This is a genomic window from Nitratireductor luteus, assembly GCF_026162365.1.
Classification (GTDB): domain Bacteria; phylum Pseudomonadota; class Alphaproteobacteria; order Rhizobiales; family Rhizobiaceae; genus Chelativorans; species Chelativorans luteus.
The window spans coordinates 46,945-70,374 of record NZ_JAOANW010000013.1 but is presented as its reverse complement, the minus strand read 5'-3'; the positions used below and the strand labels follow the sequence as shown (position 1 = coordinate 70,374).

The 23,430-nt window shown below is 64.4% G+C and carries 36 protein-coding genes and 1 pseudogene; 13 read left to right on the top strand and 24 right to left on the bottom strand.

The annotated features are described in order from the left end of the window. Window positions 1–41: 41 nt before the first annotated feature. The 10 genes from N1058_RS17860 to N1058_RS17815 form a co-directional block, all read right to left on the bottom strand. Complete coding sequence (locus N1058_RS17860) at window positions 42–398, bottom strand: head decoration protein (protein WP_265518962.1); 357 nt, start codon at window positions 396–398, stop codon at window positions 42–44. A 77-nt stretch (window positions 399–475) separates the two neighbouring features. After that, on the bottom strand, window positions 476–1,042 hold the full coding sequence (locus N1058_RS17855) for a hypothetical protein (protein WP_265518961.1): 567 nt from the start codon (window positions 1,040–1,042) through the stop codon (window positions 476–478). 23 nt (window positions 1,043–1,065) lie between these two features. Next, entirely contained in the window at window positions 1,066–1,965 is a 900-nt protein-coding gene (locus tag N1058_RS17850) for a S49 family peptidase (protein WP_265518960.1), read from the bottom strand. Next, window positions 1,962–3,704, bottom strand: coding sequence for a phage portal protein (locus tag N1058_RS17845; protein ID WP_265518959.1), 1,743 nt, complete (start codon window positions 3,702–3,704; stop codon window positions 1,962–1,964). Before N1058_RS17845 ends, N1058_RS17850 begins: the two co-directional genes overlap by 4 nt. After that, the gene (gene gpW / locus N1058_RS17840; protein ID WP_265518958.1) at window positions 3,704–3,937 is read right to left on the bottom strand and encodes a gpW family head-tail joining protein; all 234 of its coding nucleotides are present in this window, start codon (window positions 3,935–3,937) and stop codon (window positions 3,704–3,706) included. Before gpW ends, N1058_RS17845 begins: the two co-directional genes overlap by 1 nt. A 7-nt stretch (window positions 3,938–3,944) precedes the next feature. Next, on the bottom strand, window positions 3,945–5,978 hold the full coding sequence (locus tag N1058_RS17835) for a phage terminase large subunit family protein (protein ID WP_265518957.1): 2,034 nt from the start codon (window positions 5,976–5,978) through the stop codon (window positions 3,945–3,947). Beyond that, window positions 5,975–6,613 carry a hypothetical protein gene (locus tag N1058_RS17830; RefSeq protein WP_265518956.1) on the bottom strand — a complete coding sequence of 213 codons (639 nt, stop codon included), beginning with the start codon at window positions 6,611–6,613 and terminating at the stop codon, window positions 5,975–5,977. The genes N1058_RS17835 and N1058_RS17830 overlap by 4 nt, the downstream gene beginning before the upstream one ends. A gap of 147 nt (window positions 6,614–6,760) precedes the next feature. After that, entirely contained in the window at window positions 6,761–7,525 is a 765-nt protein-coding gene (locus N1058_RS17825; RefSeq protein ID WP_265518955.1) for a hypothetical protein, read from the bottom strand. Window positions 7,526–7,653: 128 nt separating this feature from the next. Further along, window positions 7,654–8,319, bottom strand: a complete 666-nt coding sequence (nusG, locus tag N1058_RS17820) for a transcription termination/antitermination protein NusG (protein WP_265518954.1) — start codon at window positions 8,317–8,319, stop codon at window positions 7,654–7,656. Further along, window positions 8,288–9,526: a helix-turn-helix domain-containing protein gene (locus N1058_RS17815; RefSeq protein WP_265518953.1), complete on the bottom strand. Its 1,239-nt coding sequence runs from the start codon at window positions 9,524–9,526 to the stop codon at window positions 8,288–8,290. The genes nusG and N1058_RS17815 overlap by 32 nt, the downstream gene beginning before the upstream one ends. Window positions 9,527–9,720: 194 nt before the next feature. Between N1058_RS17815 and N1058_RS17810 the strand changes: the two genes are divergently transcribed. Continuing rightward, window positions 9,721–10,215, top strand: coding sequence for a hypothetical protein (locus tag N1058_RS17810; RefSeq protein WP_265518952.1), 495 nt, complete (start codon window positions 9,721–9,723; stop codon window positions 10,213–10,215). Between the two features lie 5 nt (window positions 10,216–10,220). On the opposite strand, the gene N1058_RS17805 is transcribed toward N1058_RS17810, so the two are convergent. The 14 genes and pseudogenes from N1058_RS17805 to N1058_RS17740 form a co-directional block, all read right to left on the bottom strand. Then, window positions 10,221–10,760, bottom strand: coding sequence for a hypothetical protein (locus N1058_RS17805; protein ID WP_265518951.1), 540 nt, complete (start codon window positions 10,758–10,760; stop codon window positions 10,221–10,223). Further along, entirely contained in the window at window positions 10,757–11,134 is a 378-nt protein-coding gene (locus N1058_RS17800; protein WP_265518950.1) for an HNH endonuclease signature motif containing protein, read from the bottom strand. Before N1058_RS17800 ends, N1058_RS17805 begins: the two co-directional genes overlap by 4 nt. Further along, on the bottom strand, window positions 11,131–11,610 hold the full coding sequence (locus tag N1058_RS17795; protein WP_265518949.1) for a hypothetical protein: 480 nt from the start codon (window positions 11,608–11,610) through the stop codon (window positions 11,131–11,133). The genes N1058_RS17800 and N1058_RS17795 overlap by 4 nt, the downstream gene beginning before the upstream one ends. After that, window positions 11,607–11,900, bottom strand: coding sequence for a hypothetical protein (locus N1058_RS17790; protein WP_265518948.1), 294 nt, complete (start codon window positions 11,898–11,900; stop codon window positions 11,607–11,609). The genes N1058_RS17795 and N1058_RS17790 overlap by 4 nt, the downstream gene beginning before the upstream one ends. Further along, on the bottom strand, window positions 11,897–12,220 hold the full coding sequence (locus N1058_RS17785) for a hypothetical protein (protein WP_265518947.1): 324 nt from the start codon (window positions 12,218–12,220) through the stop codon (window positions 11,897–11,899). The genes N1058_RS17790 and N1058_RS17785 overlap by 4 nt, the downstream gene beginning before the upstream one ends. After that, window positions 12,213–12,503 carry a hypothetical protein gene (locus N1058_RS17780; RefSeq protein ID WP_265518946.1) on the bottom strand — a complete coding sequence of 97 codons (291 nt, stop codon included), beginning with the start codon at window positions 12,501–12,503 and terminating at the stop codon, window positions 12,213–12,215. Before N1058_RS17780 ends, N1058_RS17785 begins: the two co-directional genes overlap by 8 nt. A gap of 11 nt (window positions 12,504–12,514) precedes the next feature. Beyond that, window positions 12,515–13,603, bottom strand: coding sequence for a DNA polymerase III subunit beta (gene dnaN, locus N1058_RS17775; protein ID WP_265518945.1), 1,089 nt, complete (start codon window positions 13,601–13,603; stop codon window positions 12,515–12,517). Continuing rightward, window positions 13,600–14,250, bottom strand: a pseudogene (locus N1058_RS24265) (MT-A70 family methyltransferase); the annotation flags it as partial. The pseudogene N1058_RS24265 and the gene dnaN, both read right to left, overlap by 4 nt. Before the next feature lie 488 nt (window positions 14,251–14,738). Further along, entirely contained in the window at window positions 14,739–14,966 is a 228-nt protein-coding gene (locus N1058_RS17765; protein WP_265519055.1) for a DUF2312 domain-containing protein, read from the bottom strand. A gap of 111 nt (window positions 14,967–15,077) precedes the next feature. After that, on the bottom strand, window positions 15,078–15,593 hold the full coding sequence (locus N1058_RS17760) for a hypothetical protein (protein WP_265518943.1): 516 nt from the start codon (window positions 15,591–15,593) through the stop codon (window positions 15,078–15,080). Beyond that, window positions 15,593–15,967 (bottom strand): hypothetical protein, encoded by a 375-nt coding sequence (locus tag N1058_RS17755; protein WP_265518942.1) that lies wholly within the window; start codon window positions 15,965–15,967, stop codon window positions 15,593–15,595. The genes N1058_RS17760 and N1058_RS17755 overlap by 1 nt, the downstream gene beginning before the upstream one ends. Continuing rightward, complete coding sequence (locus tag N1058_RS17750; RefSeq protein WP_265518941.1) at window positions 15,964–16,188, bottom strand: hypothetical protein; 225 nt, start codon at window positions 16,186–16,188, stop codon at window positions 15,964–15,966. Before N1058_RS17750 ends, N1058_RS17755 begins: the two co-directional genes overlap by 4 nt. Beyond that, a complete protein-coding gene (locus N1058_RS17745; RefSeq protein ID WP_265518940.1) occupies window positions 16,188–16,706 on the bottom strand; it encodes a hypothetical protein in 519 nt (172 codons plus the stop codon). Before N1058_RS17745 ends, N1058_RS17750 begins: the two co-directional genes overlap by 1 nt. 131 nt (window positions 16,707–16,837) lie before the next feature. Then, on the bottom strand, window positions 16,838–17,107 hold the full coding sequence (locus N1058_RS17740; RefSeq protein WP_265518939.1) for a hypothetical protein: 270 nt from the start codon (window positions 17,105–17,107) through the stop codon (window positions 16,838–16,840). Between the two features lie 237 nt (window positions 17,108–17,344). On the opposite strand from N1058_RS17740, the gene N1058_RS17735 reads away from it, so the two are divergent. From N1058_RS17735 to N1058_RS24145, 12 genes are all read left to right on the top strand, one after another. After that, a complete protein-coding gene (locus N1058_RS17735) occupies window positions 17,345–18,226 on the top strand; it encodes an XRE family transcriptional regulator (protein WP_265518938.1) in 882 nt (293 codons plus the stop codon). Window positions 18,227–18,364: 138 nt separating this feature from the next. Then, window positions 18,365–18,811, top strand: coding sequence for a GNAT family N-acetyltransferase (locus N1058_RS17730; RefSeq protein ID WP_265518937.1), 447 nt, complete (start codon window positions 18,365–18,367; stop codon window positions 18,809–18,811). A gap of 9 nt (window positions 18,812–18,820) precedes the next feature. After that, window positions 18,821–19,036 carry a hypothetical protein gene (locus N1058_RS17725; protein ID WP_265518936.1) on the top strand — a complete coding sequence of 72 codons (216 nt, stop codon included), beginning with the start codon at window positions 18,821–18,823 and terminating at the stop codon, window positions 19,034–19,036. 1 nt (window position 19,037) lies between these two features. Next, the gene (locus N1058_RS17720) at window positions 19,038–19,175 is read left to right on the top strand and encodes a hypothetical protein (RefSeq protein ID WP_265518935.1); all 138 of its coding nucleotides are present in this window, start codon (window positions 19,038–19,040) and stop codon (window positions 19,173–19,175) included. Further along, the gene (locus N1058_RS17715) at window positions 19,175–19,396 is read left to right on the top strand and encodes a hypothetical protein (RefSeq protein WP_265518934.1); all 222 of its coding nucleotides are present in this window, start codon (window positions 19,175–19,177) and stop codon (window positions 19,394–19,396) included. Before N1058_RS17720 ends, N1058_RS17715 begins: the two co-directional genes overlap by 1 nt. Continuing rightward, window positions 19,389–19,763, top strand: coding sequence for a hypothetical protein (locus N1058_RS17710; protein ID WP_265518933.1), 375 nt, complete (start codon window positions 19,389–19,391; stop codon window positions 19,761–19,763). Before N1058_RS17715 ends, N1058_RS17710 begins: the two co-directional genes overlap by 8 nt. Beyond that, the gene (locus tag N1058_RS17705) at window positions 19,756–20,874 is read left to right on the top strand and encodes a DUF5131 family protein (protein ID WP_265518932.1); all 1,119 of its coding nucleotides are present in this window, start codon (window positions 19,756–19,758) and stop codon (window positions 20,872–20,874) included. The genes N1058_RS17710 and N1058_RS17705 overlap by 8 nt, the downstream gene beginning before the upstream one ends. Further along, a complete protein-coding gene (locus N1058_RS17700; protein ID WP_265518931.1) occupies window positions 20,871–21,320 on the top strand; it encodes a hypothetical protein in 450 nt (149 codons plus the stop codon). Before N1058_RS17705 ends, N1058_RS17700 begins: the two co-directional genes overlap by 4 nt. Continuing rightward, a complete protein-coding gene (locus N1058_RS17695; protein ID WP_265518930.1) occupies window positions 21,317–21,598 on the top strand; it encodes a hypothetical protein in 282 nt (93 codons plus the stop codon). The genes N1058_RS17700 and N1058_RS17695 overlap by 4 nt, the downstream gene beginning before the upstream one ends. Further along, a complete protein-coding gene (locus tag N1058_RS17690; protein WP_265518929.1) occupies window positions 21,598–21,942 on the top strand; it encodes a DUF4326 domain-containing protein in 345 nt (114 codons plus the stop codon). Before N1058_RS17695 ends, N1058_RS17690 begins: the two co-directional genes overlap by 1 nt. Then, a complete protein-coding gene (locus N1058_RS17685) occupies window positions 21,939–22,199 on the top strand; it encodes a helix-turn-helix transcriptional regulator (RefSeq protein WP_265518928.1) in 261 nt (86 codons plus the stop codon). The genes N1058_RS17690 and N1058_RS17685 overlap by 4 nt, the downstream gene beginning before the upstream one ends. Further along, window positions 22,196–23,404, top strand: a complete 1,209-nt coding sequence (locus N1058_RS24145; RefSeq protein ID WP_265518927.1) for a site-specific integrase — start codon at window positions 22,196–22,198, stop codon at window positions 23,402–23,404. Before N1058_RS17685 ends, N1058_RS24145 begins: the two co-directional genes overlap by 4 nt. The last annotated feature ends 26 nt before the right edge of the window (window positions 23,405–23,430 follow it).

Genomic DNA, 23,430 nt, shown 5'->3' with positions numbered 1-23,430 from the left:
ACGCGGACAGCGCCCGCAGGACAGCGTTCGAGATGTTGGGGTTAGGCGAGCGTGCGCACGTAGAGGGGCACGCCGGCAGTGCGAAATGCAGCTTCCACGCTCGCGGCATCGTGTCCGGTGCCGTAAACAAGCTTTGTGGAATCGAACGCACCGGAGGCGTAGGCGGCGACCGTGATGTCGCCTGCGGTCGCATCGGCGTCATATGCGAGGACGAGCGCCGGCGTTTCGGAGCCGTCGGCAGAGGCAGACGCCGACAACGTATATTTGTCGTCTGCCGTGATCCTGCCGAGCACGGCGCCGCGCTCCAGGACCTGGCCCGATACGAGTGTGATGTTGCGCGTGACGACTTCGACATCCGAAACGAGAAGATCGTTTGGCGCAAAGGTTGCGGTTTCCATGGCTGTGTTCCTTCATCAATGACCCAAGCGGGGTCGGTTATTGAGCGGAAGGGCCGGCCGACATTGGCCGGCCCTGTTCACTTCGAAGCGGGCTTGCGACCGTGCAGGGCCTGGATGGTCTGCCTGACATTGGAAACGAGCGTCTGGCGCTCCGTCGCCGGGGATCCGTGAGGTTCGGAGCCGATCCGGGGGCTCTTGCCCTTCATGCGACCGGCAAGTCGGCCGACCGATCCGCCCGAATGATCGAGCAACGCACCCGCTGCCTTTGCCGAATAGAAGCGCTTTCCGAACGCAAGTTCGGAAGCGAGACCGGGATTTGCATCGGCCTTCGGATGCGTGAGGATGGACCGGATACGGGACTGTTCGGCGCGACGCACCTTGGCGCTGCCGGCCTGCTTGCCCTCTTCCTCTTCCTCGGCGTCAGGATCCTTCTCCTCATCGTCGAGGTCGGCCTCGTCTTTCTCTTCCTCGTCCTCGGCGTCGGGATCGCGATCCTCTTCCTCGACGTCGGGGTCTTTCTCTTCCTCCTCAGCCTCCTTTTCCTCTTCCTCCATTTCTTCCGGGATCGTCCGGTCGTCCTCGAGGCGCGAGCCTTTCCTGCGACCACGCACGGCGGCGAGGACGCTTTGAGTGAGCGTCGACATAAGCTTCTCCTTTGCTCCAGTTTTCAGCCGGCCGTCCGGCCGATCTCTTCCTCGAAGGCGGCGAGCACCTGGCTCGGCCGCGCCACGACATCGGCAATGCCGACATCGACTGCCGCCTGGCCGCGATAGACGCCGGCTTCCGTCGCCAGGGCGGCATCCTTCGGTAGACGGTCACCGCGAAAGCGGGCGACGGTCCCGGCGAACTCACCGCGAATGGCCTCAAGGTCGGTAAGCTCGCGCTCGAGCACCTCTTCGGGCAACGCCTCGTAGGGGTTCATGTCCGCCTTGTGCTGCCCTGCCTTGAGGATGGTGACGGCCAACCCCTCCCGGGCGAGCCACTTGCTCATGTCGACATGCAGCGAGATGACGCCGATGGACCCGGCAATGCCGTTCTGCGGTATGACGATCTGGCGGGCGGCAGCGGCGAGCAAGTATCCGGCCGAGCACGCGTGGTCGGTCAGCACGGCCATGGTCGGCTTGGCCTGAGACAGTTCGAACAGCCGTTCCGCGCAGTCGAATGCGCCGGTCACCTCTCCGCCGAAGGAATCGACTTCCAGAATAATGCCGCGCACCGACGCATCGTCGATCACGGAATTGACCTGGGATATGATGCCCTCGTAGGTCGTCTGCCCCGACGACTTGCCGATCCACTTTCCCTTGTTGATCAGCGAGCCTTCGATCTCGATGACGGCGATGTCGCCATGTCGGCGAGGCTGATAGTAGCGGTCGCCGGACTCTCCCCACTGACCCATTTCGTCGCCGACGAGGCCGAGCTGCTCGCCACCACGGACATCTATATCGGGCATCCCGAGCACGCGCGGCCCGAAAGCGCGAGCGATGATGTCGCCTTTGGCCTCGTGCAGCATCAGGGGCGTGTTGAAGAGCCGCGACGCGATCTCGGGATAGTGTGACTGTCCGCTCATACCGGGCTCCTACGGATGGACGGGATACCGACAGGGTGGCGGCGGGCGGACTCCCGTTCGTCGCCGTTCACCTCCTCTTCGATCTCGTCGTCGGGGTCTTTGGTCTGGGTCACCGATTGCGACTGGATGCGCGCTTCCGTGCGGCCGGAATCCGGGTCGAGACCGAGCTTGATATAGAAGTCGCGCTCACGCTTCTTCTGCATGGCGTCCATCTTCCAGTCGCGACCCTGCTCCGCCGATTCGGCCTGGAGGGTCGAAAGGTTCGTCGAGATGCGCATGCCGGCAGCTTCCGCCTCGCGCATCGGATCGATCCAGCCGCGTGCCGGGCCGATCCACTCGGCATGGCACCAGGCTGCGGGGTTGTCCTCGAAGGGCACCGCGCCCGCTGGCAGCTTGACCAGCCCCTTGTCGAACACTTCTTCGAGGAAGGCGCGATAGATCGGGCCCATGAACTGTGCGGCGATGTTCGATTTCTTGCCCGTCAGGCCGCGCCAGATTTCCAGAAGGGCGGCACGGGCCGACGAGTAATTGACCTTCGACCAGTCCATCGAAAGCTGCTCGTAGGTCAGACCCACGGCGCTGGCGATCTTGCGCAGCGCGGCGTTCACGAACACGTCGAAGTTCGCGTTGGGATGTTCCGGCCGGGTGAACTTTGCCGTCTCGCCCGGCTGGAGTGTATTGACGCGTACGCCCGGCATGTCGATGGGCGCGGCCCCGTAATAGGCCTTCTGCGCCTCGGAGATTGCGCCGTACATGTTGCCGACCGCCGACTGGCCGTCGACGCCAAGAGAATCCATCAGCTCGTCAGGATCGAAAGGCGTTTCGATGAAGGCCGCCATGACCGCGTTCAAAAGCGCCGCCTGACATTCGAAATCCTCGTAGTCGGTATACTGCTTGATGGAGCGTATGACGGGCGCCCAGTCGGACACACCGCGCGTCATGCCCGCGCGCTTCTGTTCGAATGCGTGGACCACCATGGGGCGCCCCCACTCGGTTTGGCGCTCAACGCGATCCCATATCCACTGATTGGGCATGCCTGTGAAGACGTCGCCAGGATGCGCGCGCCGGAAATAGTATGCGGTGGCAGCGCCGTAGCTGTCGATCTCGACACCATCGCGCATGAATTCGCTGTCCATGCGCCCCATCGGATTTGAGCATCGGCCGGGATCGACAACCTGCACTGCCGTCTGGAAGCCCGGCGCATCATCGCGCCACACGACCAGGGCGAAGGCCTCGCCGTCCGGGCCGAAGCGATGGCGCGCGGCAAGACCAAGAATGCCGGACATGGTCTTCGAGCGCTCGGCATCGCACCATTTGTCGACATCGAGCGTGTAGTCGCGCCACAGCGCCTCGATCTGGTCGGCGACCTCCTCCGCATCCTCGTAGCTCATGTTGAGCGAGGTGAAGTTCGGCTTCGCCGACAGGGTCCAGCCGGACCCGACGATGTTGTCGACCAGGCGTGAGACGCCGGCGGCGGACCAACCGTCATTGCGGGCGGCATCGTTCAGCCGGTCGACCAGCTCGGGCCGCTCCCAGCGCAACGCGGCCTGTCCCGAGAAACTGCCCGGACGCCACTTGGCCAGCGACGGGTTGTCGTATCCCGCGCCTTGATAGGCGGTCGACGCCATCATGCGGTTGCGCGACATCTGCATGCGCGCCGCGTTGCGCACGCCTGCCGGCAGCGGGTTGCTGTCCGGCCCGAGCAGGACGGGCGCGGAGCTGGTCACGGTCGGACTCATCAAAAGATCACTCCACGGCTACGCGCCCGGCTGCTGGTGCGCAGGCCGAGCTGTGCCTCAAGGTCACGGATGTACTGGCGCAGCGATGCGCGGCTGGCGGCCGAATACGTCACCTGCTCGCCCTCGTAGGAAACGCTGGCGGTCATGGCGCCCAACTCGAGCCGGTGCAGAGCCGCGCGCGCTTCGCCAAGCTGCGCTTCGAGCGCAGCCCGCTGTTCCGGTGTCAGTGCCATGATGTTCCTATCGCTTGCGCTTGCGGGCCCGCTCGGCGCGTGCCAGGGCGGCGGTGACGAGGGCGTCGGCGGTATTGCTATCGGTAGACTTTCGCGCCTCGTTCTCGGGCACGGGCGTCAGCAGGTCCTCGAGGTCGGCCTGTGCCGGCTTCTCAGCCTTGGCCAGGCGCTCGGCCAGCATGTCCCATTCCTCGTCCGTCCAGTAGGTGACGCCGAGGCGGATCGCACCGGCATGGGCCTGGTTCATCATGTCCAGCGCCTCGTTGCGCGTGCCGGCCGGAAGCTTCCACACGTAGCGCGCATGGCCTGTGCGCGTGCGTTCGGCGACGCGGATCTCGGACGTGACCTGCTGGTAGAAGTCATCGCCGAGGCCAATGGCAAAACGGATGTATCCGGTCTGCTCCGGATCGTCCTTTTTGAGATCGCGGTAGAGGCCGATCTTCATGATTGAGGCGTTGAAGTTGAAAAAGCGCGCCGCCCATTTCTGCTTCTTCGGCTTGCCCTTGCGGTCGAACTCGCGCACCTGGCTGAGCATGCGGGCCGTGTCGCGATTGTCGCCGCGCACCATGATGACACGCGATTTCGGATGCTTGCGGACCCAGCCCCAGACATCCTCGGTGTAGGCGTTGCCGTCGATGGCCGTCATGTCGGCGCAGCGGCGGTTGCCCCATTCGTCCACCCACGTCTTCGCCACAAGGCGGTCGAGGGCGGCGCGAACCTCGGGTTCGGCGATGTGGCCGGAATGGACCTTGTAGCCGGGCAGATGGCTGCCGGCGCGGTGGTCAATGATGCCGCGATCGACGACACAGCGGAAGCGGTTGCGGCCGTATCCGACCAGTTGCCACTCGACACGGTCACCCTGCACATCGATGCCGAGGATGATGGCAAGCGCCTCGGCCGGGATCACGCCGCGCGCGAAGCCGCTCTCCTCGCCCCGGTCCCGCAGATCCTCCCAGGCCACCGCCTTGTTGTCGGCCTCGTAGGGCAGCCCCAGCCAGTCGTTGTAGAAGGTCTGCTCGGCGCCCGCGCCCTTTTCCTTGTCGTCGGGGCCGCCGCGCTGCACCCGCAACCAGGCGTGCGCCAGGGCTTCCCACGATTCGAACGGCGAATAGGCGACCCAGATGTGAAAGGAACGATGCCGCCGGGCACGCTCGGGATGCCTGGCGATCCACCTGGCGCCGTTCGACGGGTCGACCATCCATGCGCGATGGTGCTCATGGAGTTCGCACCCGCAATGGATGCAGACGAAATGGGCATTCTCCGGGTGCTCGGGGTCGATGTGATCCCGCATGTTCTCCCATTCCAGCGCCTGCAACTCGTGGCAGTGCGGACATGGGACGTGATACTTTTCCTGTGTCCCGGCATGATAGTTCGTCGTGATACGGCATCCCGGCGAGATAAGCGGCGTCGAAACCTTCAGGACCTTGCGATTGAAGAAGGCCTTCGAACGGCTGTCGGCCTGCGCTTCGGGGTCGCCTGCCTCGTTCATGTTCCACTTGGCCAGGTCGTCCTGGACCTGCTTGCGCGGCGAGATCATGGACAGGCTGGCCGGCGAGTTCGCGCCCGACGCCTGGATGGCGCCGCGCCCGTCGATGCGCTCCTTGTAGTGGATCGAGTTGCCGCCCTCGCGGCTCGACTCGGAGAAGATGCGCTTGATCGCGGTGGTCTCGCGGATAAGCGGCATCAGTTTCGATTTCGACCAACGCGCGGCATTGTCGTCGGTCGGATGCGTGTACAGGAAGTCGCAAGGGTCCATATCCATGGTCCCGAGCGTGAATATGTTGGCGAGGATCGTGCCGCCCACCTGGGCTGACTTGCCCAGCGTCACCGTGTTGCACGGATCGTCCGGCGACAGGGCGGCGAGGATCTCGTTGAAGAACGGCACGAGGCCGGGATTGTATCGCCCGGAGTGATCCGTGATGCGCTCGGAAAAGACGATGTTGTCGATCGCCCACTGCAAGTAGTCGACCGGCGGCGGCGGTTCCGCCGCTTCGGCCAGGACCTCGCACGCCATACGGCGCGGATTGAACATCATGGTCATGACGCGGCCTGCAAGTCGTCGGGCTGGTCGGCGACCAGCGCCGGCGAGGCAGCGGCCTCGGCACGAAAGCCGGACGCCGCCTGGGCGCGGACGTCGCGGAAGGCCTTGATCATTACCTGGTGCGCCTCGCGCTGATTGACGCCGAGCTCGGCGGCAAGCGCCGTCGACATCTCGCGCATGCCCTGATCCATGATCTTGAAGGCCTCACCCACCGCGCGGCCCATTTCGCGGCGGGCGTCCTCCGCCAGCATGTAGCGACCCGCCTCCAAGGCTTCCGCGCGTTCGAGCTGCGCCGTCTTCATGCGCTGTTGCTTCAGCCGCTCGGCCGCCAGTTCGTCATGGACGGGCTCAGCGGTCGGCTTCGTCAGCGCTGGGGGCTCGGACTGCTCGGCTGCCGCCGCGACACTGCGCAGCGCCGCCCCGTTGCCGCCCAGCCGCTGCGTCGGCTCCAGCGTCTTCACCAGCTGCGCCCGGGCCACGTCCGGAACGATCTTCGCACCGCGCCCCTCGCCCGCCAGCGCATCGCCGAAGATCTTGCCCTCGGCGATGTACTGCGACACGCGGCCAGGCGACACGCCGATCAGGCGCGCGAAGTCGCCCTTCGTCATCGTCTCGACTTTAGCGGATGCGGTCATCTTTAGGCTTCGACTTTAGGCTTTCAATTTCCGCTCAGACTACCGCAACATCGCGGATCGAATTACTCGCTGGGCGGGGTTGGCTGGGAAGGACCCGTGAGGATGGAGGGGCGTGGGTGGGCCCGGTTTCGCGGTCGTCGGGACGCTTCAGCGGTTCGGACGCTGCAAGATCATCGCTGCGGAGCGATGAAAGTTGATCGGCAAGCGCGCCCTGACCGTCTGCTCCGCCCACATCTTCCAGTGGAAGATGTCCGGATAGTCCGGCGCACGGCTCACGAAGACGAACACCGGGGATATCTTTCCCCTTGTGTCGCGCTGCCATATCCCCCTGGGCAGGCTCGAAGGTCGAACGCTTCCGATGCGAGGCGCGTCCTTTCCGTAGGAGACGAAATAGCGTGCGGCCCCCCGCCTACGCTTGCCCGCCTTGGTCGTTTTGCTCTCGTTGCCGATTCCGCTCGCGCCGAGCTGCAATTGCGCGATGATCTTCGCATAGGTGCCACGTGGCACATTGCCATGACGGTCGAGCTTCAAGCCCTTGCCGGGCATCGCATACTCGTTCGCCTTCATCACGCCGGCATGGATCAATCGCTTTTCCCAGCGGGTGTGCGGCCTGCGCCCGCCCTTGATCTGGGTCAGCAGATACTTGCCTGCCGGCGTTCCCTTCGGTGCGAAGTCCTTGAAGTAGACCTCGGCAGTGAGGGTGCGCTTGTTGGCCGGCTTCACGAAAGCGGCGTTCAGCGTCCATCGTGTTGGCCGGTCGAAGACGCGCCCCATCCCCTTCCGGGAGTTCTTCTGCACATCCTTGGCGGTCCAGGTCAGAGCCCGCGCCACAGCGAAAGGAAGATCGCGACCGAGATCACGCGCAAGACGCTTCTCGAAGTCGCGCATATCTGCGCCGACCGTGATCTTCATGAGGATGTCTCGACAATAGGTTCCCATCGCGATGAAGCTGAGACGTCTGTTCCGTCCGCTTCACCTGGGCCTGATGGCGCTGCCTCACCTGGAGTGCGACTCTGTCAGGTCTCCTGAGGACGAGTCTGCTAATACGATTTCGCCAATTGCGCAAGATCGAGCTCGACTGGCACCGCACGGCCAAAGATCATCACCTCGACGCGCGCCCGTCCCGCATGAGGACCATCCTGCGCTATGCTCTCCACAGTCGCAGGGAACGATGCGAACGGCCCGTCGACCACCTTCACCTTCTCACCTTCGACATACATCGTCTCTGGCCCGTCGACCGTCTTCAACGTCGCCAGTTCGGCCTTGATTTTCAACATCATGGCGTCGTCGATGAAGAAGGGACGTTCATCAACGCCGAGCACTGATTTCGTGTGCTTGACACTCGCGACGCCAGCCCAAGCCGCTGCCGTAGACGCCACCTTTACGAAGATATATCCGGGCCAAGCCAGCACCCAAATGGCGCTCCCCTTGCGCCCTGCCCTGCCGCCATGGGACGCCTGATCAGCCTTTTTCAGCGGCAGCCAATGCTCGATCATCGCCCTGGCGAGCAGGTTATCCACATCATTTTCCCGGTTGGGCGCAACCTTGATGATCGCCCAACGCCGATTCGGCCCATCCATTCCAGCTGCCGCAAGCAATGCCTGTTGGCGTCGAGAGACGTCCATCTGCCTGTCGCTCTTCGCGTAGCAGCGATCCAGATTGATCCGTTCCGCATCATTCAGCCGCTTCACGTCCGCCACGATCATCCGCCTTTTCCTCGCTTTGCCCGTCATCGCTCCGAAGAGCCGCCTCGAGTTCCCCCAGCCCGGCAGGTCCGCCGCGCGGGAAGTAGACCACCCGCATGCCGCCAGGATCGGGTATCCACGGCCAGCCATGCCGCTCATGGTGGCGGCGCCAGGCCTCGAAGACATCGGAGCCGACAGGCACCGCCTCCATCAGATCGGCGAGAGGCTGCAGCGCCGGCGATACCGAAATGCCCTGCCGGTGCGCGGCCTTGTCGTGAATGGCGTTGACCACCGGAAACCCGGTCTTTGCCTGGCTCTCCAGCCGCAGCTGCGCCTCGTCCCATTCGCCCTTTTCGACCATGTGGCGCTGGAATGCGGTCAGGGCGGTTTGCGGCACCGTGGGGCCGAGCAGAAGCTGCTTCACCCGCACGGCCTGCCACAGCGGTCCGAAGGGCTTGGCTTCCAGCGCAACCGGCTTTTCCTCCTCCGGCTCCGGCACGTCCCGCCACAGCCGTTCGCCGAAATAGGTCGAAGGCGCCGGCGTGTGGGATTTGCGCTGTGCCTTGAGCAGTGCCAGCCAGGCATCGCGTTTCGCCGCCGCGTCGGCGCGGTCTTCCGGCGAAAGCGCCATCCACGCCCGCTTGGCCGGCTCTTTCGGCATCCCGGCAAAGCCCGGCCAATCCTTCACAACCTGCCAGAAGGCCCTCTCCACCGCTTTCGGGTCTTCCGGCTGGCCCGCTTCCCGCCCGCTCGCGCGCGCCTCTCTCTCAACGGAGGGATCAAGGGAGGGGTCTGGAGGGGTTGTATGACATTCATTGTCACCCTTAGCCGTCTCCCGTGTCACCCTATCGGTGCCCCCCGTGTCACCCTTGGAGCCGGTTTCTAAGGGTGACACCGTGTCACCCTTAGCCATGCGGTCGGCATAGACGTCCCATCCGTCCTTCGAGATCGCGCCCAGCACGTCGAGGTCCATGGCGTATTCGTTCGTCGAACGCCGCCCCTTGCCGCCCTCGCGCACCAGCGTCAGCAGCCCGATCTCGACAAACGCCTTGATCTCGCGCTGCACCTGGCGGTCGCTGCACTGCGCCGCGCGCGCCACGGTGGCGATGGCCGGGAAGATGCGGGTGCCGTCGTCCTCGCAGGCGTCGATCAGCTTGAGCAGCACCAGCTTGCGGATGCAGGTGCCCATGTCGGCGCGAAAGCCGGTGCCAAGCAGATAGGCACTCATGCTGCCATCACCCGCTGGGCCGCGGCCAACGACGATAGTTCCGACACTTCTATGGGTATCTTGCCCGCATTTGCGAGATGGTTACAGCAGGGGTATAGCCGGCTCATACACTCGGCCGCATGACCACCGATGCTGGAACTTGATGGCGCTCGACGTTCGTGCTCAAACCATCCCCACAGAGTGGGAGGCGCAGCATGGAAGGGTTGTCTGGATTTTTCGGCCCGATACTGAGCAATGGCCTGAGGTACGCAATTCAGAAGGCCATTAAGAAAGACATTCGCTTCGGTCCGGAAATTTCCGCCTATGATTTGCGTACACACAACTTTCGGAATCGAAGGGTATATCGCGTCTATGTTCGAGTGCTTCTGAAAGGTGACTACAATATAAAGCTCATTGAGGCTGTCGACGGCAGCGGAGACGGAATTGTCTTCTTTCCGCCCAAGACGTTTACCTACGATCCACCCATTGTTGGATGGTATTCTGGACCCGATATAGCGGATCCCCGCGACGGTTCGATTTCGTTTAATGAGATCGATTCCGACAATTCCAGCTTCACGATCTTTCTCGCCACGACGCGACAGATTGACACCGCATGGGTCGATATTCGATATACGATTCTCAACGAACGGCAGTCGAACAAACGTGCGCTGCTCCGGATTCCCCTGGAGGAAAACACTGCCGGATTCTAAAATATTCATCCCGCCGTCCTCCATGCATTGAATTCTTCCCGCAGCCGCTTCCAGCGCGACGCCGCGGCGTCGTCGGTGTTCAGCGTCTTGCGCGTGGCGATGCCCAGAAGGCTGCGCAGCTTTTGCGCCACGCGGTCGTCGGTCAGCGGGCGTTCCAGCCCGTGCCGCGCCTCGAGGAATGCCTTGAAGGCCGGCTCCTGGCATTTCATGGCGGCTTCGGCCGCGTAGTTCCTCGGCGTATCCTGCGCCGTGGCCGATGGCTCGCCCGCGCCCTGTCGTCCGGATTGGCCGCTCCGCTCGCGCATCGCGGCAATGGCCCTGTCGAAGATGGCGAGAAGGAAGGCCATGTTGCGCGGGGCATCGGCCATGAATTCGATTTCTTCGGAGCTCACCCCCGGCTGCGCCCGCACGAGTGCCACCGGCGCTCCATCCTTGTCGCTGGCCTCGACAAACAGGCCGAGATCATCCGCCGCCAGGCTCCATTCGGCCGGGGCGATGGCGGCGAGCTTGTCGCGGATGCGGCGCAGGTGGGCGGCTTCGCTCATTCCGCCGCCTCCAGCACCATGACCTCGGGCTTGTGGCTCCGCCGCTTCCGGGGCTTCCTCCGGCCGTTCGCCATCTCACGCCGTATGGCGTTCTGCTTGCAGGTAACAATCTCAAGATGATCGTCGCGCACGCAGCGCCGCTGCCGGCATTTGTGGTCGAGTTGCTTCTTGCCGGGGATGTATCCGTGCTCGTTGGTGAAACTCACGCGATGGACGGCCACCGTCTGCCCATTGAGCTTCATTCGGGGATAACCGCCGCCGCGACCGTCCCCGGAAAGCTGGCCAGTCCAAAGATGGCAGGGAGTCTCGTAGCCGGTGTCGACAATCTCGACGCACGACATGATGCGTTCGCGAATGTCATCGCGCCGGCTCATCCCTCGCCTCCATCCACGTCGGCGCCGGAAAGGGCGGCGTAGATCGTTTTGCCGGCCGGCGTCAGCGCATAGGCCTGCGGCGTAAGGCGCGAGCTGGTGCCGCGCCGGCGGATCAGGCCGAGCGTGGCAAGTCGCGCAAGCGCGTTCTGGATACCGCCAATCGAAGCGCCCTCCATGCGCGCCTGGTAGCCGGAGAGGGAAAGCCGCGCGGCACCGTCCCGTCCCGCATGCAGGCCGATCAGGTAGACAAGGCCGGACTGGATCAGCGTGAGCCCGTTGAGCGCGTCACGGGCATGGCCGCCGGCGAGCCGCCGCGCGTCTTCGCCGTCGATCACCGCGTCCAGCAGGTTGCCTTCGAGCACGCCGCGCATGGCGGCGGCAACCAGCACCTGCGGCCGCAGCTGCCGCAGCTTCGCCTCGCGGAAGATGGCCTCGCGAACATCCTTGACGAATGAGACCTGGAGAGGAGCGGTCATGGCTTCGCGCCCCCTTCCGTTCCGGCCATAGTGGCAAAGCGCTGGCGCGCATCCTCGAACAGAGGATTGCGTTGCCGCCCGTCCGGCCCGCGCACCGCATGCCAGGCGGCGCGGCGGACATTGATGTATTCGAGCCCGCAATCGAACTGGGCATGCCGGCATGCCGCCTCGAACACGTGCCGGTATTTCATCAGCACGGCATCGGAGACCATCAGCAGCACCCGTGCCCGCTCTTCGTCGCTGCCCGCGTCATGCATCTCGCGGATGATGGGGATCATGCTGTGGGTCACGCCCTCGCCCTCCCCGCACCCGTGTAGGTTTCACGTTTGACTACTGGTGTAACGGACTGTTCCGAAAGCCTTTTCGCGATGTCGCGCAGACGCACGCGGCGCTGCTTGTCATGAATCAGGTAGGCGAAGGGATCGAGACCCATGACCTTGCAGACGAGCAGGAAATTCGCCGCCGAAAGCGGCTTCTCGCTGCAGGCGCGCGAAAGCATGGCCTTGTCCAGTTCGGGCCAGGTCTCGACGGCCTTTCCGAAAGAAAGCCCGGCGCGGTCGAGCACCCGCATGATGGCCTCGGCAAAGGCAGCGCGGTCGATATCAGCCATCGTCTTGCCCTCCATGGGTAAGCGTCACGCCATGGTCGGCTGGGAAGTGCCCGAGCACGGCCCACAGCCGCGCCCGTGGTTCGGGCGTGTTCAGCCGCCCCATCCAGGCGAGGTCCATCTGGGTGACGGTCACGCCGGCGGACTTGCGCAGCCGCGTCTTGAAGTCCTTGACGATCCGGTAGGACTGCCCCGGCCGGCCGCTGTCGGCGACGGCCTGCTTTGCGCGGGCGCGCAGGAAGAAGCGCAGCATGGTGGGCGAGAAGTCGGGGCGCGGGGCAAGCATTGCGGTTCGCCTCACACGCGCATCGGCATCTGGACGATCAGCAGCGGATCGTCCTCGGCGCTGATGATGGTTGGAGAGTTGGCGATGTCATCGACAGAGGCGAAGGCCACGGTTTCGCCGTTGAGCGCAGCAAGCGCATCGACGAGGTAGTCGGCGTTATACCCGCACTCGAATGGCTTTTCCGGTGGCGACACGAAACTCATGCGCTCGGACGCCCGCCGGCCGTCAGCGCTCGTGCTCAGGGTCAGCCCGTCCGGTGTTCCTGTGAGCTTTACGGAGCGCAAGATCCCGTGAGATCGCGAGAACGCGCACAGGCGCCTCAGCGTGCGCATCAATGCCGCGCGATCGACCGAGAACAAGCGGACGGCATCCTGCGGGATGACGCGATTGACGTCGGGAAAGGTCCCGTCGATCAGCTTTGCCGAAACCGTCATTCCCGGAAGGTCGAAACGGGAGCGCCGTCGCTCCTGGTCGAACACCACGGTGGACGGCTCGCCCTTCTGCCGGGCGAGGAAGTTCACCGTGTGTCGCGGGACTATCGAGCCGATCGAACCATCAGGCGCAGCAGGCAACGGCATCAGGGCAAGCCGGTGGCCATTGGTGGCGCAGAGCATCGGCGCTTCGTTGCGGTCGAGCAAGAACGCGACACCGTTGAGATAGTAACGTGTCTCTTCCGTCGACATGGCAAAGCGCACACGGCGCAGGGCATGGATCAGGCCGGCATTGTCGGAGCGGGTGGCCTCGCCCTCGACGGCACCGAAATCCGGAAAATCGGATACCGGATAGGACGGCATCTGATATTCGCTGCCATTGAAGGAAGCCGTGGCAAGCCCACTATCTTCCGCCAGCGCGATCCGCTCGTCATGGGCGGTATGCTTGGCAAGGGCGGACAGGGCGAAGTAGTCGACCGTTGCGGTGCCCTCCACCTTCCCGATGGTCGGCAAGGTGACCGATGCCGCCATGTCGAGATTGGTGGCGGTCAGACGCCCGTCCTCGATCTTGATGGAAGTAAGCACGGGACTGACGGCGACACGCTCGACCAGGCCCGACACCATCTTGAGCGCCGAATGCAATTGCCCTGCTGTGGTTTCCAGTTTCATGATGTGGTCTCCTCTGCCTCATAGCCCCACGCGTCCCACCCCGGCCGGGGCGTGCGGCAGAACAGTTCCAGTCGCGGCATGTCGGGGTAGAGCCGCTCGATTGTCTCGGCGAAATAGTCGGGCTTGGCGGAGTGCCTGCCCTTGAGCTCGCGGTAGACGGTCTCCGGCTGCGAGCCCGGCAGCGGGGCGGCAACATCGCCGCGGCGGCCGATCAGCAGAAGCTCGTGCCGGTCCCGGCCCCAATAGCCGGTGCCGGCCACTTCCTTGTCCCAGATCCAGTGATGCACATAGGTGAAGCCGCAGGCTTCCATCACGCGCAGCCCATCCGGCAGCATCGGGTTCGTCGCCCAGCAGAAGAACACCGCCGGCGACGTTCCGCCGATCAGGCCGGTCATCAACGCGACGATCTCCTCGGTCGTCATCGTCGGATAGTGGTTCTCGGCGCTCTTCTCGCGCCCCGTCACCTCCGAGCGCACGCCGTATTTCCACGGGCAGTCGGCATAGTAGACGGGATAAGCCCGGTCGAGCTTGCCCGGCGCGCTGGCCGCGCCTTTGTCCGCGATCATCGCCATATGGGCGAGCCGCACCGAATGCCGGGTCTTCTGGTCCTGGGCCCGGAGATCCTTGGCGACCTTCATCAGCTCGCGACGGTTTTCCGTGTCGGGCAGGAAGGATGTCCTGATGGTCTTGCGCGCCGGCTGCTTCACGCCGTCGCGGCCTTCCACCTCGTTGTGGTGGGGAATTTCCCCACCATCGACAAGGCGCGTGCGCACGGAAGAAACCGTCTTATGATCCACGCCCAGCATGGCCGCGATGGCGCGCGAGGAGATCGAGGGCGTGTCGCGCAGCTGGTCGGCAATCACCGCCTGTTTCTGCGCGCTCGAAAGGTGCCGGCGCGACACATTCAGCTCGCGCGCCAGCTTTCGCTTGTCCGCTTCCGACAGCCCCTTGCGCACGAAGCGCGGCCAGTCGACCAGGCCGAGGTTTTGGCAGATGGCGACGCGGTGATGCCCGTCGATAATCTCGCCGTCCTCGTCATACTCGACGGGAACCAGCACGCCATGTGCCACGATGGACGCCTCGAGCGCGGCATATTCCTCGGCGGAAAGCGCGGGGAGCAGCTGATACTTCATCGCTAATCCATCCCCAGCGCGTTCTTGTAGAGATCGATCAGCGCCTCGGCTTCCTGCCGTTCGGCCTGGTCCATCTTGCGAAGCTTGACGATGGTGCGCACGGCCTTCGTATCGAAGCCCGTGGCCTTCAATTCGGCGTAGATCTCCTTGCGGTCGTCCGACAGCGCGTCGATATCTTCCTGCACCCGTTCGATGCGCTCGATGAAGGAGCGGAGCTGCCCGGCGGCGATAGTCTGCGGGCCGCTCGCCTCGCCGTCCTCGCCACCGGCCTTGAGCTTGGCGCCGGCGCGTTCCCGCGCTGGACCGCGCGCATTGTATGGGTCGTATTCCATGGCGGTCCCTCAACTTGAGCGGTGAGCAGCGGGGCAAAGCCCCGGATTGTCACTGGCGAAACGGCGCACCGTGTCGGCGTCGGAGCCGAGCGCGGCGCCGATGGAAACCGGGCTGGCCCCGCCCTTCCACATGCGCGAGATCAGCCTGCGCTCGTCGGCGCTGAACGGCGTGGGCTCGATCATCGGCTGCTCGGCCCCCTGCTCGTCCGCTTCGCCGCCGGTCAGGAGCACTCCCACCACTTCGTCGACATCGATCTCGCGCCACCATTTGAGCGTCCGCGCCATGATCACCCGGCCTTGTGCGCCACCCGGCGCATGGTGGCCGCAGCAGCGGCCGAGGAATGGCCAGCCCGCTTGCGGAAACGCCTCCTTGAGTGCGGCAATGGCAACGAACCGCGCGCGGGAGCGCGCGCCCTTGGCGATTGCGACCGGGTCTTCGCGGCGAAGGCGCGCCGCCGTCACCAGCGCCAGCGCGATCTGGTCGGCCGTTGGCAACGCGGTGCCGATGTCCTCAATCGCCGCCATCAGAAAGCCCTCGGCGGAACGAAAAGACAGATGGTCCGGCTCGTCTCCAGGCCAGCCACGGTGCAGATGTGGAAGAGCCCGTCCGGCGAGTGGCGCACGCGGCGATCCTGGTAGGAGATCACCTCGCCGGTGGCCTGGATGACATAGCCCTCCGGCCTCTCGCGCACGGCTGCGCCGGCCACCTCGCGGCAGTCCTTGTCGGAGCAACAGGCATAGGGATAGGTCCAGCCGTCCTGAGCCATTGCCGAAGGGGGCGCATCATGCGGATGGGCGCGCGTCACGCCGAGCTTGGCAGCAGCGCCCACTGCCATCGCGACCACGAGCGCGCCGACCGCGACCGAGCCCGAAAGCGAATGCATCGGGCGGCGGCTCATGGCAAAAGCTCCGCCAGTGCGCCGCGTACGCCGGAAAAGCTAAGCCGGCGCAGGGCCGCTTGCGGCCCCGGTTCATGCCCTTCCACCGCAACCTGCGCCAGCCTGTCGGCATCGCCGGCCGGGCCGCGCGGCATGCGGGCGAAATTCGGGTTCGGCGCATCGGCGTCCCGCACCAGCGGGAAGCGCGTGCGGGGTGCGCTGTTCCGGTCGCGGTGCCGCATCAGGGCGCCCCTCCCGAGCCTGCCGAGCCTGCCGAGGGGGCAACCACGAAAAAGCCCCCTGCCCCGCGCACCTCCGCTGCCTGCTTGCGGCAGTCGGCGACCAGGTCGGAAAGTTCGGAGAGCCGCCGGTCATAGGCCATCGCCTCGGCCGGCGTGATCCGGCCATCGGTCAAGGCGGCGGCCATGGTCGCCATCATCTCGCTGGCCTTGCGGCACACCTCGGCGTGGCCGCGGATGATGTCGGCCGCGGCGTCCGTCTCCGATTCGGTGGCCGTCAGCCTGCGCCCGCCAAGCTCGGCCAGCGCCGAGGTCACAAGCGGGGCATTCGCCTCCAGCTCCAGGGTCCACACCGCGTCGAGCGGCATCAGGTCGGGATTATCGCCATTGTTCCAGCGACCGACCGTCGACTTGCCGTAGCCGACGATGCCCGCGACACGCTCGATGCCGCCGGCGGCGGCGACCAGGTCGCGCTGTGCGGCCTTGATGCGGTACAGGCGGGCATTGGCATTCGGAACCATGTCATCCTCCGAACAATAGTTTTCCCGCGCCGGGAAAACCCGACGCCGTTTCCCGTGGCGGGAAACACTTCCGTGATTCATTCTCCGGGCATCACTCGATCACGGGGGCCCGCATGAAAAACGCAGCACGATCATGGTTCCGGCCTCTCCGGCAGAAGCCCGGCAAGGCCGATCTCTTCGGCCCGGGCGACCGCCGCGCGGGCCACGAATTCATGGAAGGTGACCCGGTCGTGCGCAGCCACGACGGCCAGCAGCGCCGCCACGTCGCCGGGCAATTCCAGGGTCAGGAAAGAAAGGCCCGCGCCTTCCGCCAGGGTGCGGCTGGCGGAAGGCGCGGCAGGTGCCGTGCCCGGGAGGAGGTAGGCGCGGTCAGGGGCGGATTGCTTGGCCGAGGCGCTCATTCAGCGGCCTCGTGTAATGGCTCGGGGCGTGCAACGTCTTGGGGCCAAGGAGCGTGCAATGGCCAATGATCCGAAAGCCATTGCATGGCCTTCTCATACGTGCCGGTCGCCATGTCACGCCGCCCCTGCTCAAGATCGTCGAAGTGTCCGCCGCGTCCGAAGACCGTCTTCGCAACGGTGGCTTTGGACTGGCCACTGGCCACGCAGAAGCGATCGGCCGTGCGAATGAGGTTGGATATGAGCAAGCTCTTGGGTTCGGACACTTCGTCAATCCCGCATCGTGGAAGATTGACGGACGGTAGGGGACGTTTATCCTCTATGTCAACTGATTTTTGTCCCTCTTCCGGACAAGCTATAAGGGACGATAATCCCCTCATGGCCGTTCAACACCACAATCCGCCGCAAAAATCGTCCCCGCTGCCGGAGAATGTCGAGCGGATACACCGCAAGATTCGCGCGCGGGCGGGCAAGTTGGGCATGTCGCTAGAGGCCGTCAGCCGCAAGGCCGGCCTCGACAAGACCTATCTGCGGAAGACTTTCGATAGAGGCGGCGCGCCTCGGAGCAACACCCTGCACGCGCTAGCGCAAGCGCTGGAGGTTCCTGAGTCGTGGTTCTTCAGTGACGATGACGTGGAGCCGACAGCGTCTCCGCTACCAGGCAATGATGTGGCACCTGCCAACGTGGACATTCCAGCAAGGCAGTCCATGCCCGCCGATGTGGAAGTTCTGGGGACCGCCGCAGGATCTCATGCGGGCGGAGCATTCCAGCTGGAGCCGGGCGTTGTGGTCGATCGTGTACGCCGGCCGCCGGCGCTCGCCGCTTCTCCGAATGTCTATGCGCTCTACATCGAGGGCGACTCGATGGTGCCTGAACACAATCCCGGCGACCTGCGGTTTATCCATCCTGACCGGCCGCCGCGCATCGGTGATTCGGTTGTCGTGCAAATGCAGAACGGACCGCATGAATCCGTCGCCGCAACGATCGGCCACCTGCACCGTCGGACTGCGACGCAAATCGTGATTGGCAAGCTCAATCCCGAACGCGAGATCTACATCGAGCGCAACCTCGTCATATCTGTGCACAAAGTGCTGACGATGAACGAACTGTTTGGCGTCTAGGCAAATCATCCGACGAATCAATTTCTGCCCCCGGCGCGCAAGCCCGTGCCGGACGTTAGAGGATTTCTGTCCTCAATGTGCTTGACAGGGGATATTTGTCCCCCTTAATGTCCCCTCCGTACCGAGACGGAGGCGGCCTTGCACGATCCATTCGAAATCAACAGCGGAATCAGCCTCGACAACGATGCTTCGATGATGGCGGTTGCCGCGCGTGCATTCGCTGATGGACAGGCCGAAGGCGCCTTCCCGGCTGATCGTGACGGACCGACCGGAACCGAATGCTACTGCTCTGCGGTCTCCGTTGACGGCCAGATCCTCGGTTTCGCTACGTGGTATCCGCTGAACCATGGCCGTGCATGGCTCGATCTTCTCTATGTCGAAACCTTTGCCCGCCGTCGGGGCATTGCCCGAGCTCTTGTTGAGCACGTGTTCGACGATGCTCGGGCTGCCGGGTGCGACAACGTTCAGTGCGGTGTCCTCGACAGCGCAAGCCACTCCCTCTCCCTAATGAACGCCATGGGGGCGATGTCCATCGCCCAAATCTTCCAGTTCCGCCTCGAGCAGGCGGCATCAACCTCACTGTAGGAGAACGTGATGATCACCTTCCAGAAGCCCACCACCCCCAGCCCTTCCCACCTTGAAACCGACCCCGTCCGCCGCATGGCCGTTGCCATGCGCGAACTAGCCTTCTCCGGCCGCGTGGTCGACCGCGAGGCGCTGTCCTTGCGCGGCTTCACCAGCGCCGAGATAGACCAGCACGGCATCGAAGCCCGCGACATGGCCTACGCCATGGGCCGCGAGGCGGCGTGAGATGGCCCCGGTCTTCGAACTCTACGATCTGGCGCATGAAGAGCGCGGCGACGGCGACACGCTGACCGATGTCATCGCCGGCATCGCCGTCATGACGTTCATCATCGGCGCCGCCCTCTTTCTCGGAGGGCTCGTCTGATGCTGAATCAAAATTCCGGCGGGCCCTCCGAATCCGGCGTACCCGACAACCGCATAGCCTCCTGCCCCAACTTCCCCGAATGCGAATGCATGCATGATTGCTCCGGCGACATGACGCGCGACCGCCTCCGCCTGCCCGAATGGATACTGCTGGGCGCCCTCGGCGCCGGTACGCTGCTGGGCGCATGCCTCGTCCTGGCGCAGGGAGGCGGCAATGGTTGATCGTTTCGCGACTCGGTTCGACGGAGTCGAGGCATGGGCCTCCCTCACCGCCGAACAGCGGAATGAGATCGGCGCGATCGCGCTGGAGGTTGTCGTCAACTGGAACGGCATGGACGCCTACGAGAGCGCAGCGGAGACGCGGCCTTTCGGTGCGGCCGACTCCCTGCTCCTGGATGCCCTGCATGCGTCCGTCAATGAAGCGATCCCCGATGTGATTGCGGCCGAGCCGCTGCCAGTCCCGTCCATTTTGGGACAGGTGTGCCGGCGCTGCGGCTGCAGCGACGAAGACGCCTGCGACGATGGCTGCGGCTGGCACGTGCCGGATCTCTGCACGGCATGCGCCCAGGATGACGCCGACCATGGCTGACAAATCCCCCATCGAATGGACTGACGCCACATGGAACCCCGTCGTCGGCTGCGACATCGTCAGCCCCGGCTGCACGAACTGCTACGCCATGAAGATGGCCGCGCGCATCGAGGCGATGTCGGCCGGAACCGGCAAGCCCACCCACTACGCCGGCACCACTTGCAAGGTGAAGGGAAAGGCCGTGTGGACCGGCAAGCTGGCGCTCGCCCCCGATCACATCCTGACCCAGCCCCTGCGCTGGAATCGCCCGCGCATGGTGTTCGTCAACTCCATGGGCGATCTGTTCCACGAAAGTGTGCCCGACGAGTGGATAGACCGCGTCTTTGCCGTCATGGCGCTAGCACCGCAGCACACGTTCCAGGTGCTGACGAAGCGGGCGAAGAGGATGCTTGAGTACATCGCTCCGCGCGACACGCTCCTGCGGATCGACGAGGGGGTATCGCGGCACACCAAAGGCATACGACCGAACCCTGCGCCTACATGGCCGCTGCCCAACGTCTGGCTCGGCGTATCGGCCGAGCGCCAGCAGGAGGCTGACGAGCGCGTGCCCGAGTTGCTCAACACGCCGGCGGCGATCCGCTTCGTCTCTGCCGAACCGCTGCTGAGCTCGATTGACTTCACCAGCATTTGCACCGGTCACTATTTCATCGACGCCTTGCGTGGCATGAAATATCACGACGCACCGGAAGGCCAGCACAGCGCGACAGAGCCTTGCGCGCATCTCGACCAGATCATCGTCGGCGGCGAGAGCGGGCCCAGTGCTCGCCCGATGCATCCCGATGGCCCCCGCTCCATCCGCGACCAGTGCGAAGAGGCCGACGTCCCGTTCTTCTTCAAGCAGTGGGGCGAGTATTTTCCTGTCGGCCAAGTTCTGCCCGGCTACGGCAAGGTCCATGGCGCGACGGCGGTCAAGCCGGGTCGGATGAAACTGCACTATGGCGGCACACCAAATCAGGCGCCTCAGCACGCCTTTGCCGAGCGCGGCGTCGAGTTCGCTTCGACGGCTGATGGCCGCCTGACATTCCGCCTCGGCAAGAAGGTCGCCGGCCGCCTGCTCGACGGCCGCGAGCACAACGGCATGCCCCAACCGCGAGAGGTTCCCGCGCTATGAGCAAACGCATCTACGTCGCCTCGTCATGGCGCAACGCCTACCAGCCCGAGATCGTCGCCCTACTCCGCTCTGAGGGGCATGAGGTCTATGACTTCCGCAATCCGTTCTTCGGCCTGAAGAATGGCTTCGCCTGGTCGCAGATCGATGAAGGCTGGCAGGACTGGTCTCCGCAGGGCTACCGCGACTGCCTGCTGAACAGCCCGACTGCCGCACTCGGCTTCCAGAGCGACTTCCGCGCGATGCAATGGGCGGATACCTGCGTCCTGGTGATGCCGTGCGGCCGCTCCGCCCACCTTGAGCTCGGCTGGAGCACCGGCGCGGGCAAGCACACGATCGTGCACATCCCCGAGGCCTGCGAACCGGAACTCATGAACCTGCTGGCCAATGAGATCACGACGACAACGTCCGAACTGATCGCAGCGCTGAAAGGGAGGCCGCAGGGATGACCATCGCCCGCCATGACGGCAAGAGCCAGGTATGCTGCGACACCTGCCCCGCCAGCTACCCAAACACCTACGCCGACGAGGATTTCCGGGTGATGATCACCGATGCCAAGACGGCCGGCTGGAGCATCCGCAAGGCGCAGCCGCCGGTGAACGATGAAGGCACCGCCAGCCTGTTCGGCGACAAGCCGCGCCTGGCCCGCAAGGAAGGCGAAACGCCTCAGCCCTACGTGCACACATGCCCCGATTGCGCTGCGGATGAACGGCAAAGGCTGCTGTGATGGCCAAGCCCGTCCGCCTCCGGCTCTCCCGCCGAAAGGGCTTCGACCTCCAGACGCATTCCCGTTCGGTGAACGGTCTGCCGGCCATCAACGTCGCGCGCCCGTCGAAGTGGGGCAATCCCTATCAGGCCGGAAAGGACGGTCAGGGTGATCGCGCCTATCTCGTCGATCTGTTTCGCGCCTACCTCAACCGCCCGGAGCAGACCAGCCTCGTGGATGCGATCCGTCACGAGCTGCGCGGCAAGAACCTCGCGTGCTGGTGTCCCTGCGACGGGAAGCCCTGTCACGCCGACGTGCTGCTGGCACTGGCGAACGATCCCGAAAGGGAGGAGAACCGCCAGTGAACGCGCGCGCCGTCATTGAACGCCAGGTGCCGCGCATCGGCATGCGGATCACTGACGTCGCGCTGTCGCTTGGCGTGAGCCCGAACACAGTGCTCAAGCTCGTCGACGAAGGTCGCCTTCCCCGCCCGCGTGTATGGAACCGCACCAAGCTCTGGCGCGTGGCCGAGATTGACGCCGCGCTTGCCGAATGGCCTACTGACCTTCCGGACGAAGAGGATGGAACCGAGGACCTCGATGAATGGAGGGCCGAGGCGTGACCGTCTCGCAGATCCTGGACGAGGAATTGGCGAACATCGATCTTCCCTATATCGAGACGAACAGGTCGCGCCACGGGCGCATGCGGTATTATTTCCGCTTTGAGGGAAAACGCTACGGCCGGCTGCCCGATGATCCGGACACCGAGGAATTCTCTTCCGCCTACTGGAAGCTTCGCAACGCAGTAGAACAAGGCGAGAAGCCGGGCCACAGCGCGGCGGACGATCTTTCCGGCCGTCCGCAGCCTGGAACCTTCCGCTGGCTCTGTACGGCCTATCTGGCGTCGGACGCGTTCCGCCAGCTCGACAAGACGACACAGGCCAAACGCCGGTCCATCATCGATTCGATGCTTCTGGAGCCGCTGAAGCCCGGCGGCAAGCGGTTGTTTGCCAATATGCCGCTGCCCGCGCTCGACGTGAACAACGTCGAAGTGCTCCGAGATCGCAAGGCGGCAACACCCTTCGCAGCCGACGAGCGGCTGAAGGTGCTGCGCCAGATCTTCGAGACCACGCGCCCCGGCCGCGGCGGCAGGCCGGAAAAAATCGTCAAGGTGAATGTCGCCCGGATGGTGACGGCCTTCCGCCGCAAGACCGAAGGCCACCACACAATCACCAACGACGAGGTTGCGACCTACATTCGCCATCACGGCATCCGCTCGAAGGCAGTGCTGGCGCTAGTCATCATGATGTACACCGGCATGCGCGTTTCCGATCTTTGCGCGATTGGCCCGCAACACCGCCGCGGCAACGTTCTCAAGTTCCGTGTCTTCAAGGGCCGCAACCGCAACCCGATCACGCTGGAGATCGAGATCCATCCGATCCTCGACACGGTGCTGTCATGGCATCCGGTCAAAGGCATGAACTATCTTCAGACCGAATACGGCAAAGCATTCTCGATAAAGGGCCTGTCGCAGCGCGTATCCGGGTGGTTTACCCAGGCCGCCCTTCCGCACTGCACCGCTCACTCAGTCCGCAAAGGCCTCGCCACCACGCTCGCAGAGGGCGAAGCAACCGATTCGATGCTGGACGGAATGTTCGGCTGGCGGGACGGCAAGACATCCAAGATCTATACCGCCCGAAAGAACCAGGCGAAGCTCGCCAGGCAGGCCGTCAGCCGCATCGATTGGGGTGAAATCGGGAACATATTGCCACACCCTAACGAAGGGGTGGCGTTCCAAGCCGATCAGCCAACAAAAAAGGCGTTGTAGAACAACGCCTTATTGTGCCCCGGTGT

Bases quoted from the DNA above. Each gene is read 5' to 3' on its own strand.
- N1058_RS17860 (WP_265518962.1), bottom strand. From the start codon at position 398: ATGGAAACCGCAACCTTTGCGCCAAACGATCTTCTCGTTTCGGATGTC.
- N1058_RS17855 (WP_265518961.1), bottom strand. From the start codon at position 1,042: ATGTCGACGCTCACTCAAAGCGTCCTCGCCGCCGTGCGTGGTCGCAGG.
- N1058_RS17850 (WP_265518960.1), bottom strand. From the start codon at position 1,965: ATGAGCGGACAGTCACACTATCCCGAGATCGCGTCGCGGCTCTTCAAC.
- N1058_RS17845 (WP_265518959.1), bottom strand. From the start codon at position 3,704: ATGAGTCCGACCGTGACCAGCTCCGCGCCCGTCCTGCTCGGGCCGGAC.
- gpW (WP_265518958.1), bottom strand. From the start codon at position 3,937: ATGGCACTGACACCGGAACAGCGGGCTGCGCTCGAAGCGCAGCTTGGC.
- N1058_RS17835 (WP_265518957.1), bottom strand. From the start codon at position 5,978: ATGACCATGATGTTCAATCCGCGCCGTATGGCGTGCGAGGTCCTGGCC.
- N1058_RS17830 (WP_265518956.1), bottom strand. From the start codon at position 6,613: ATGACCGCATCCGCTAAAGTCGAGACGATGACGAAGGGCGACTTCGCG.
- N1058_RS17825 (WP_265518955.1), bottom strand. From the start codon at position 7,525: ATGAAGATCACGGTCGGCGCAGATATGCGCGACTTCGAGAAGCGTCTT.
- nusG (WP_265518954.1), bottom strand. From the start codon at position 8,319: ATGATCGTGGCGGACGTGAAGCGGCTGAATGATGCGGAACGGATCAAT.
- N1058_RS17815 (WP_265518953.1), bottom strand. From the start codon at position 9,526: ATGAGTGCCTATCTGCTTGGCACCGGCTTTCGCGCCGACATGGGCACC.
- N1058_RS17810 (WP_265518952.1), top strand. From the start codon at position 9,721: ATGGAAGGGTTGTCTGGATTTTTCGGCCCGATACTGAGCAATGGCCTG.
- N1058_RS17805 (WP_265518951.1), bottom strand. From the start codon at position 10,760: ATGAGCGAAGCCGCCCACCTGCGCCGCATCCGCGACAAGCTCGCCGCC.
- N1058_RS17800 (WP_265518950.1), bottom strand. From the start codon at position 11,134: ATGAGCCGGCGCGATGACATTCGCGAACGCATCATGTCGTGCGTCGAG.
- N1058_RS17795 (WP_265518949.1), bottom strand. From the start codon at position 11,610: ATGACCGCTCCTCTCCAGGTCTCATTCGTCAAGGATGTTCGCGAGGCC.
- N1058_RS17785 (WP_265518947.1), bottom strand. From the start codon at position 12,220: ATGGCTGATATCGACCGCGCTGCCTTTGCCGAGGCCATCATGCGGGTG.
- N1058_RS17780 (WP_265518946.1), bottom strand. From the start codon at position 12,503: ATGCTTGCCCCGCGCCCCGACTTCTCGCCCACCATGCTGCGCTTCTTC.
- dnaN (WP_265518945.1), bottom strand. From the start codon at position 13,603: ATGAAACTGGAAACCACAGCAGGGCAATTGCATTCGGCGCTCAAGATG.
- N1058_RS17760 (WP_265518943.1), bottom strand. From the start codon at position 15,593: ATGGCGGCGATTGAGGACATCGGCACCGCGTTGCCAACGGCCGACCAG.
- N1058_RS17755 (WP_265518942.1), bottom strand. From the start codon at position 15,967: ATGAGCCGCCGCCCGATGCATTCGCTTTCGGGCTCGGTCGCGGTCGGC.
- N1058_RS17750 (WP_265518941.1), bottom strand. From the start codon at position 16,188: ATGCGGCACCGCGACCGGAACAGCGCACCCCGCACGCGCTTCCCGCTG.
- N1058_RS17745 (WP_265518940.1), bottom strand. From the start codon at position 16,706: ATGGTTCCGAATGCCAATGCCCGCCTGTACCGCATCAAGGCCGCACAG.
- N1058_RS17740 (WP_265518939.1), bottom strand. From the start codon at position 17,107: ATGAGCGCCTCGGCCAAGCAATCCGCCCCTGACCGCGCCTACCTCCTC.
- N1058_RS17735 (WP_265518938.1), top strand. From the start codon at position 17,345: ATGAGCAAGCTCTTGGGTTCGGACACTTCGTCAATCCCGCATCGTGGA.
- N1058_RS17725 (WP_265518936.1), top strand. From the start codon at position 18,821: ATGATCACCTTCCAGAAGCCCACCACCCCCAGCCCTTCCCACCTTGAA.
- N1058_RS17720 (WP_265518935.1), top strand. From the start codon at position 19,038: ATGGCCCCGGTCTTCGAACTCTACGATCTGGCGCATGAAGAGCGCGGC.
- N1058_RS17715 (WP_265518934.1), top strand. From the start codon at position 19,175: ATGCTGAATCAAAATTCCGGCGGGCCCTCCGAATCCGGCGTACCCGAC.
- N1058_RS17710 (WP_265518933.1), top strand. From the start codon at position 19,389: ATGGTTGATCGTTTCGCGACTCGGTTCGACGGAGTCGAGGCATGGGCC.
- N1058_RS17705 (WP_265518932.1), top strand. From the start codon at position 19,756: ATGGCTGACAAATCCCCCATCGAATGGACTGACGCCACATGGAACCCC.
- N1058_RS17700 (WP_265518931.1), top strand. From the start codon at position 20,871: ATGAGCAAACGCATCTACGTCGCCTCGTCATGGCGCAACGCCTACCAG.
- N1058_RS17695 (WP_265518930.1), top strand. From the start codon at position 21,317: ATGACCATCGCCCGCCATGACGGCAAGAGCCAGGTATGCTGCGACACC.
- N1058_RS17690 (WP_265518929.1), top strand. From the start codon at position 21,598: ATGGCCAAGCCCGTCCGCCTCCGGCTCTCCCGCCGAAAGGGCTTCGAC.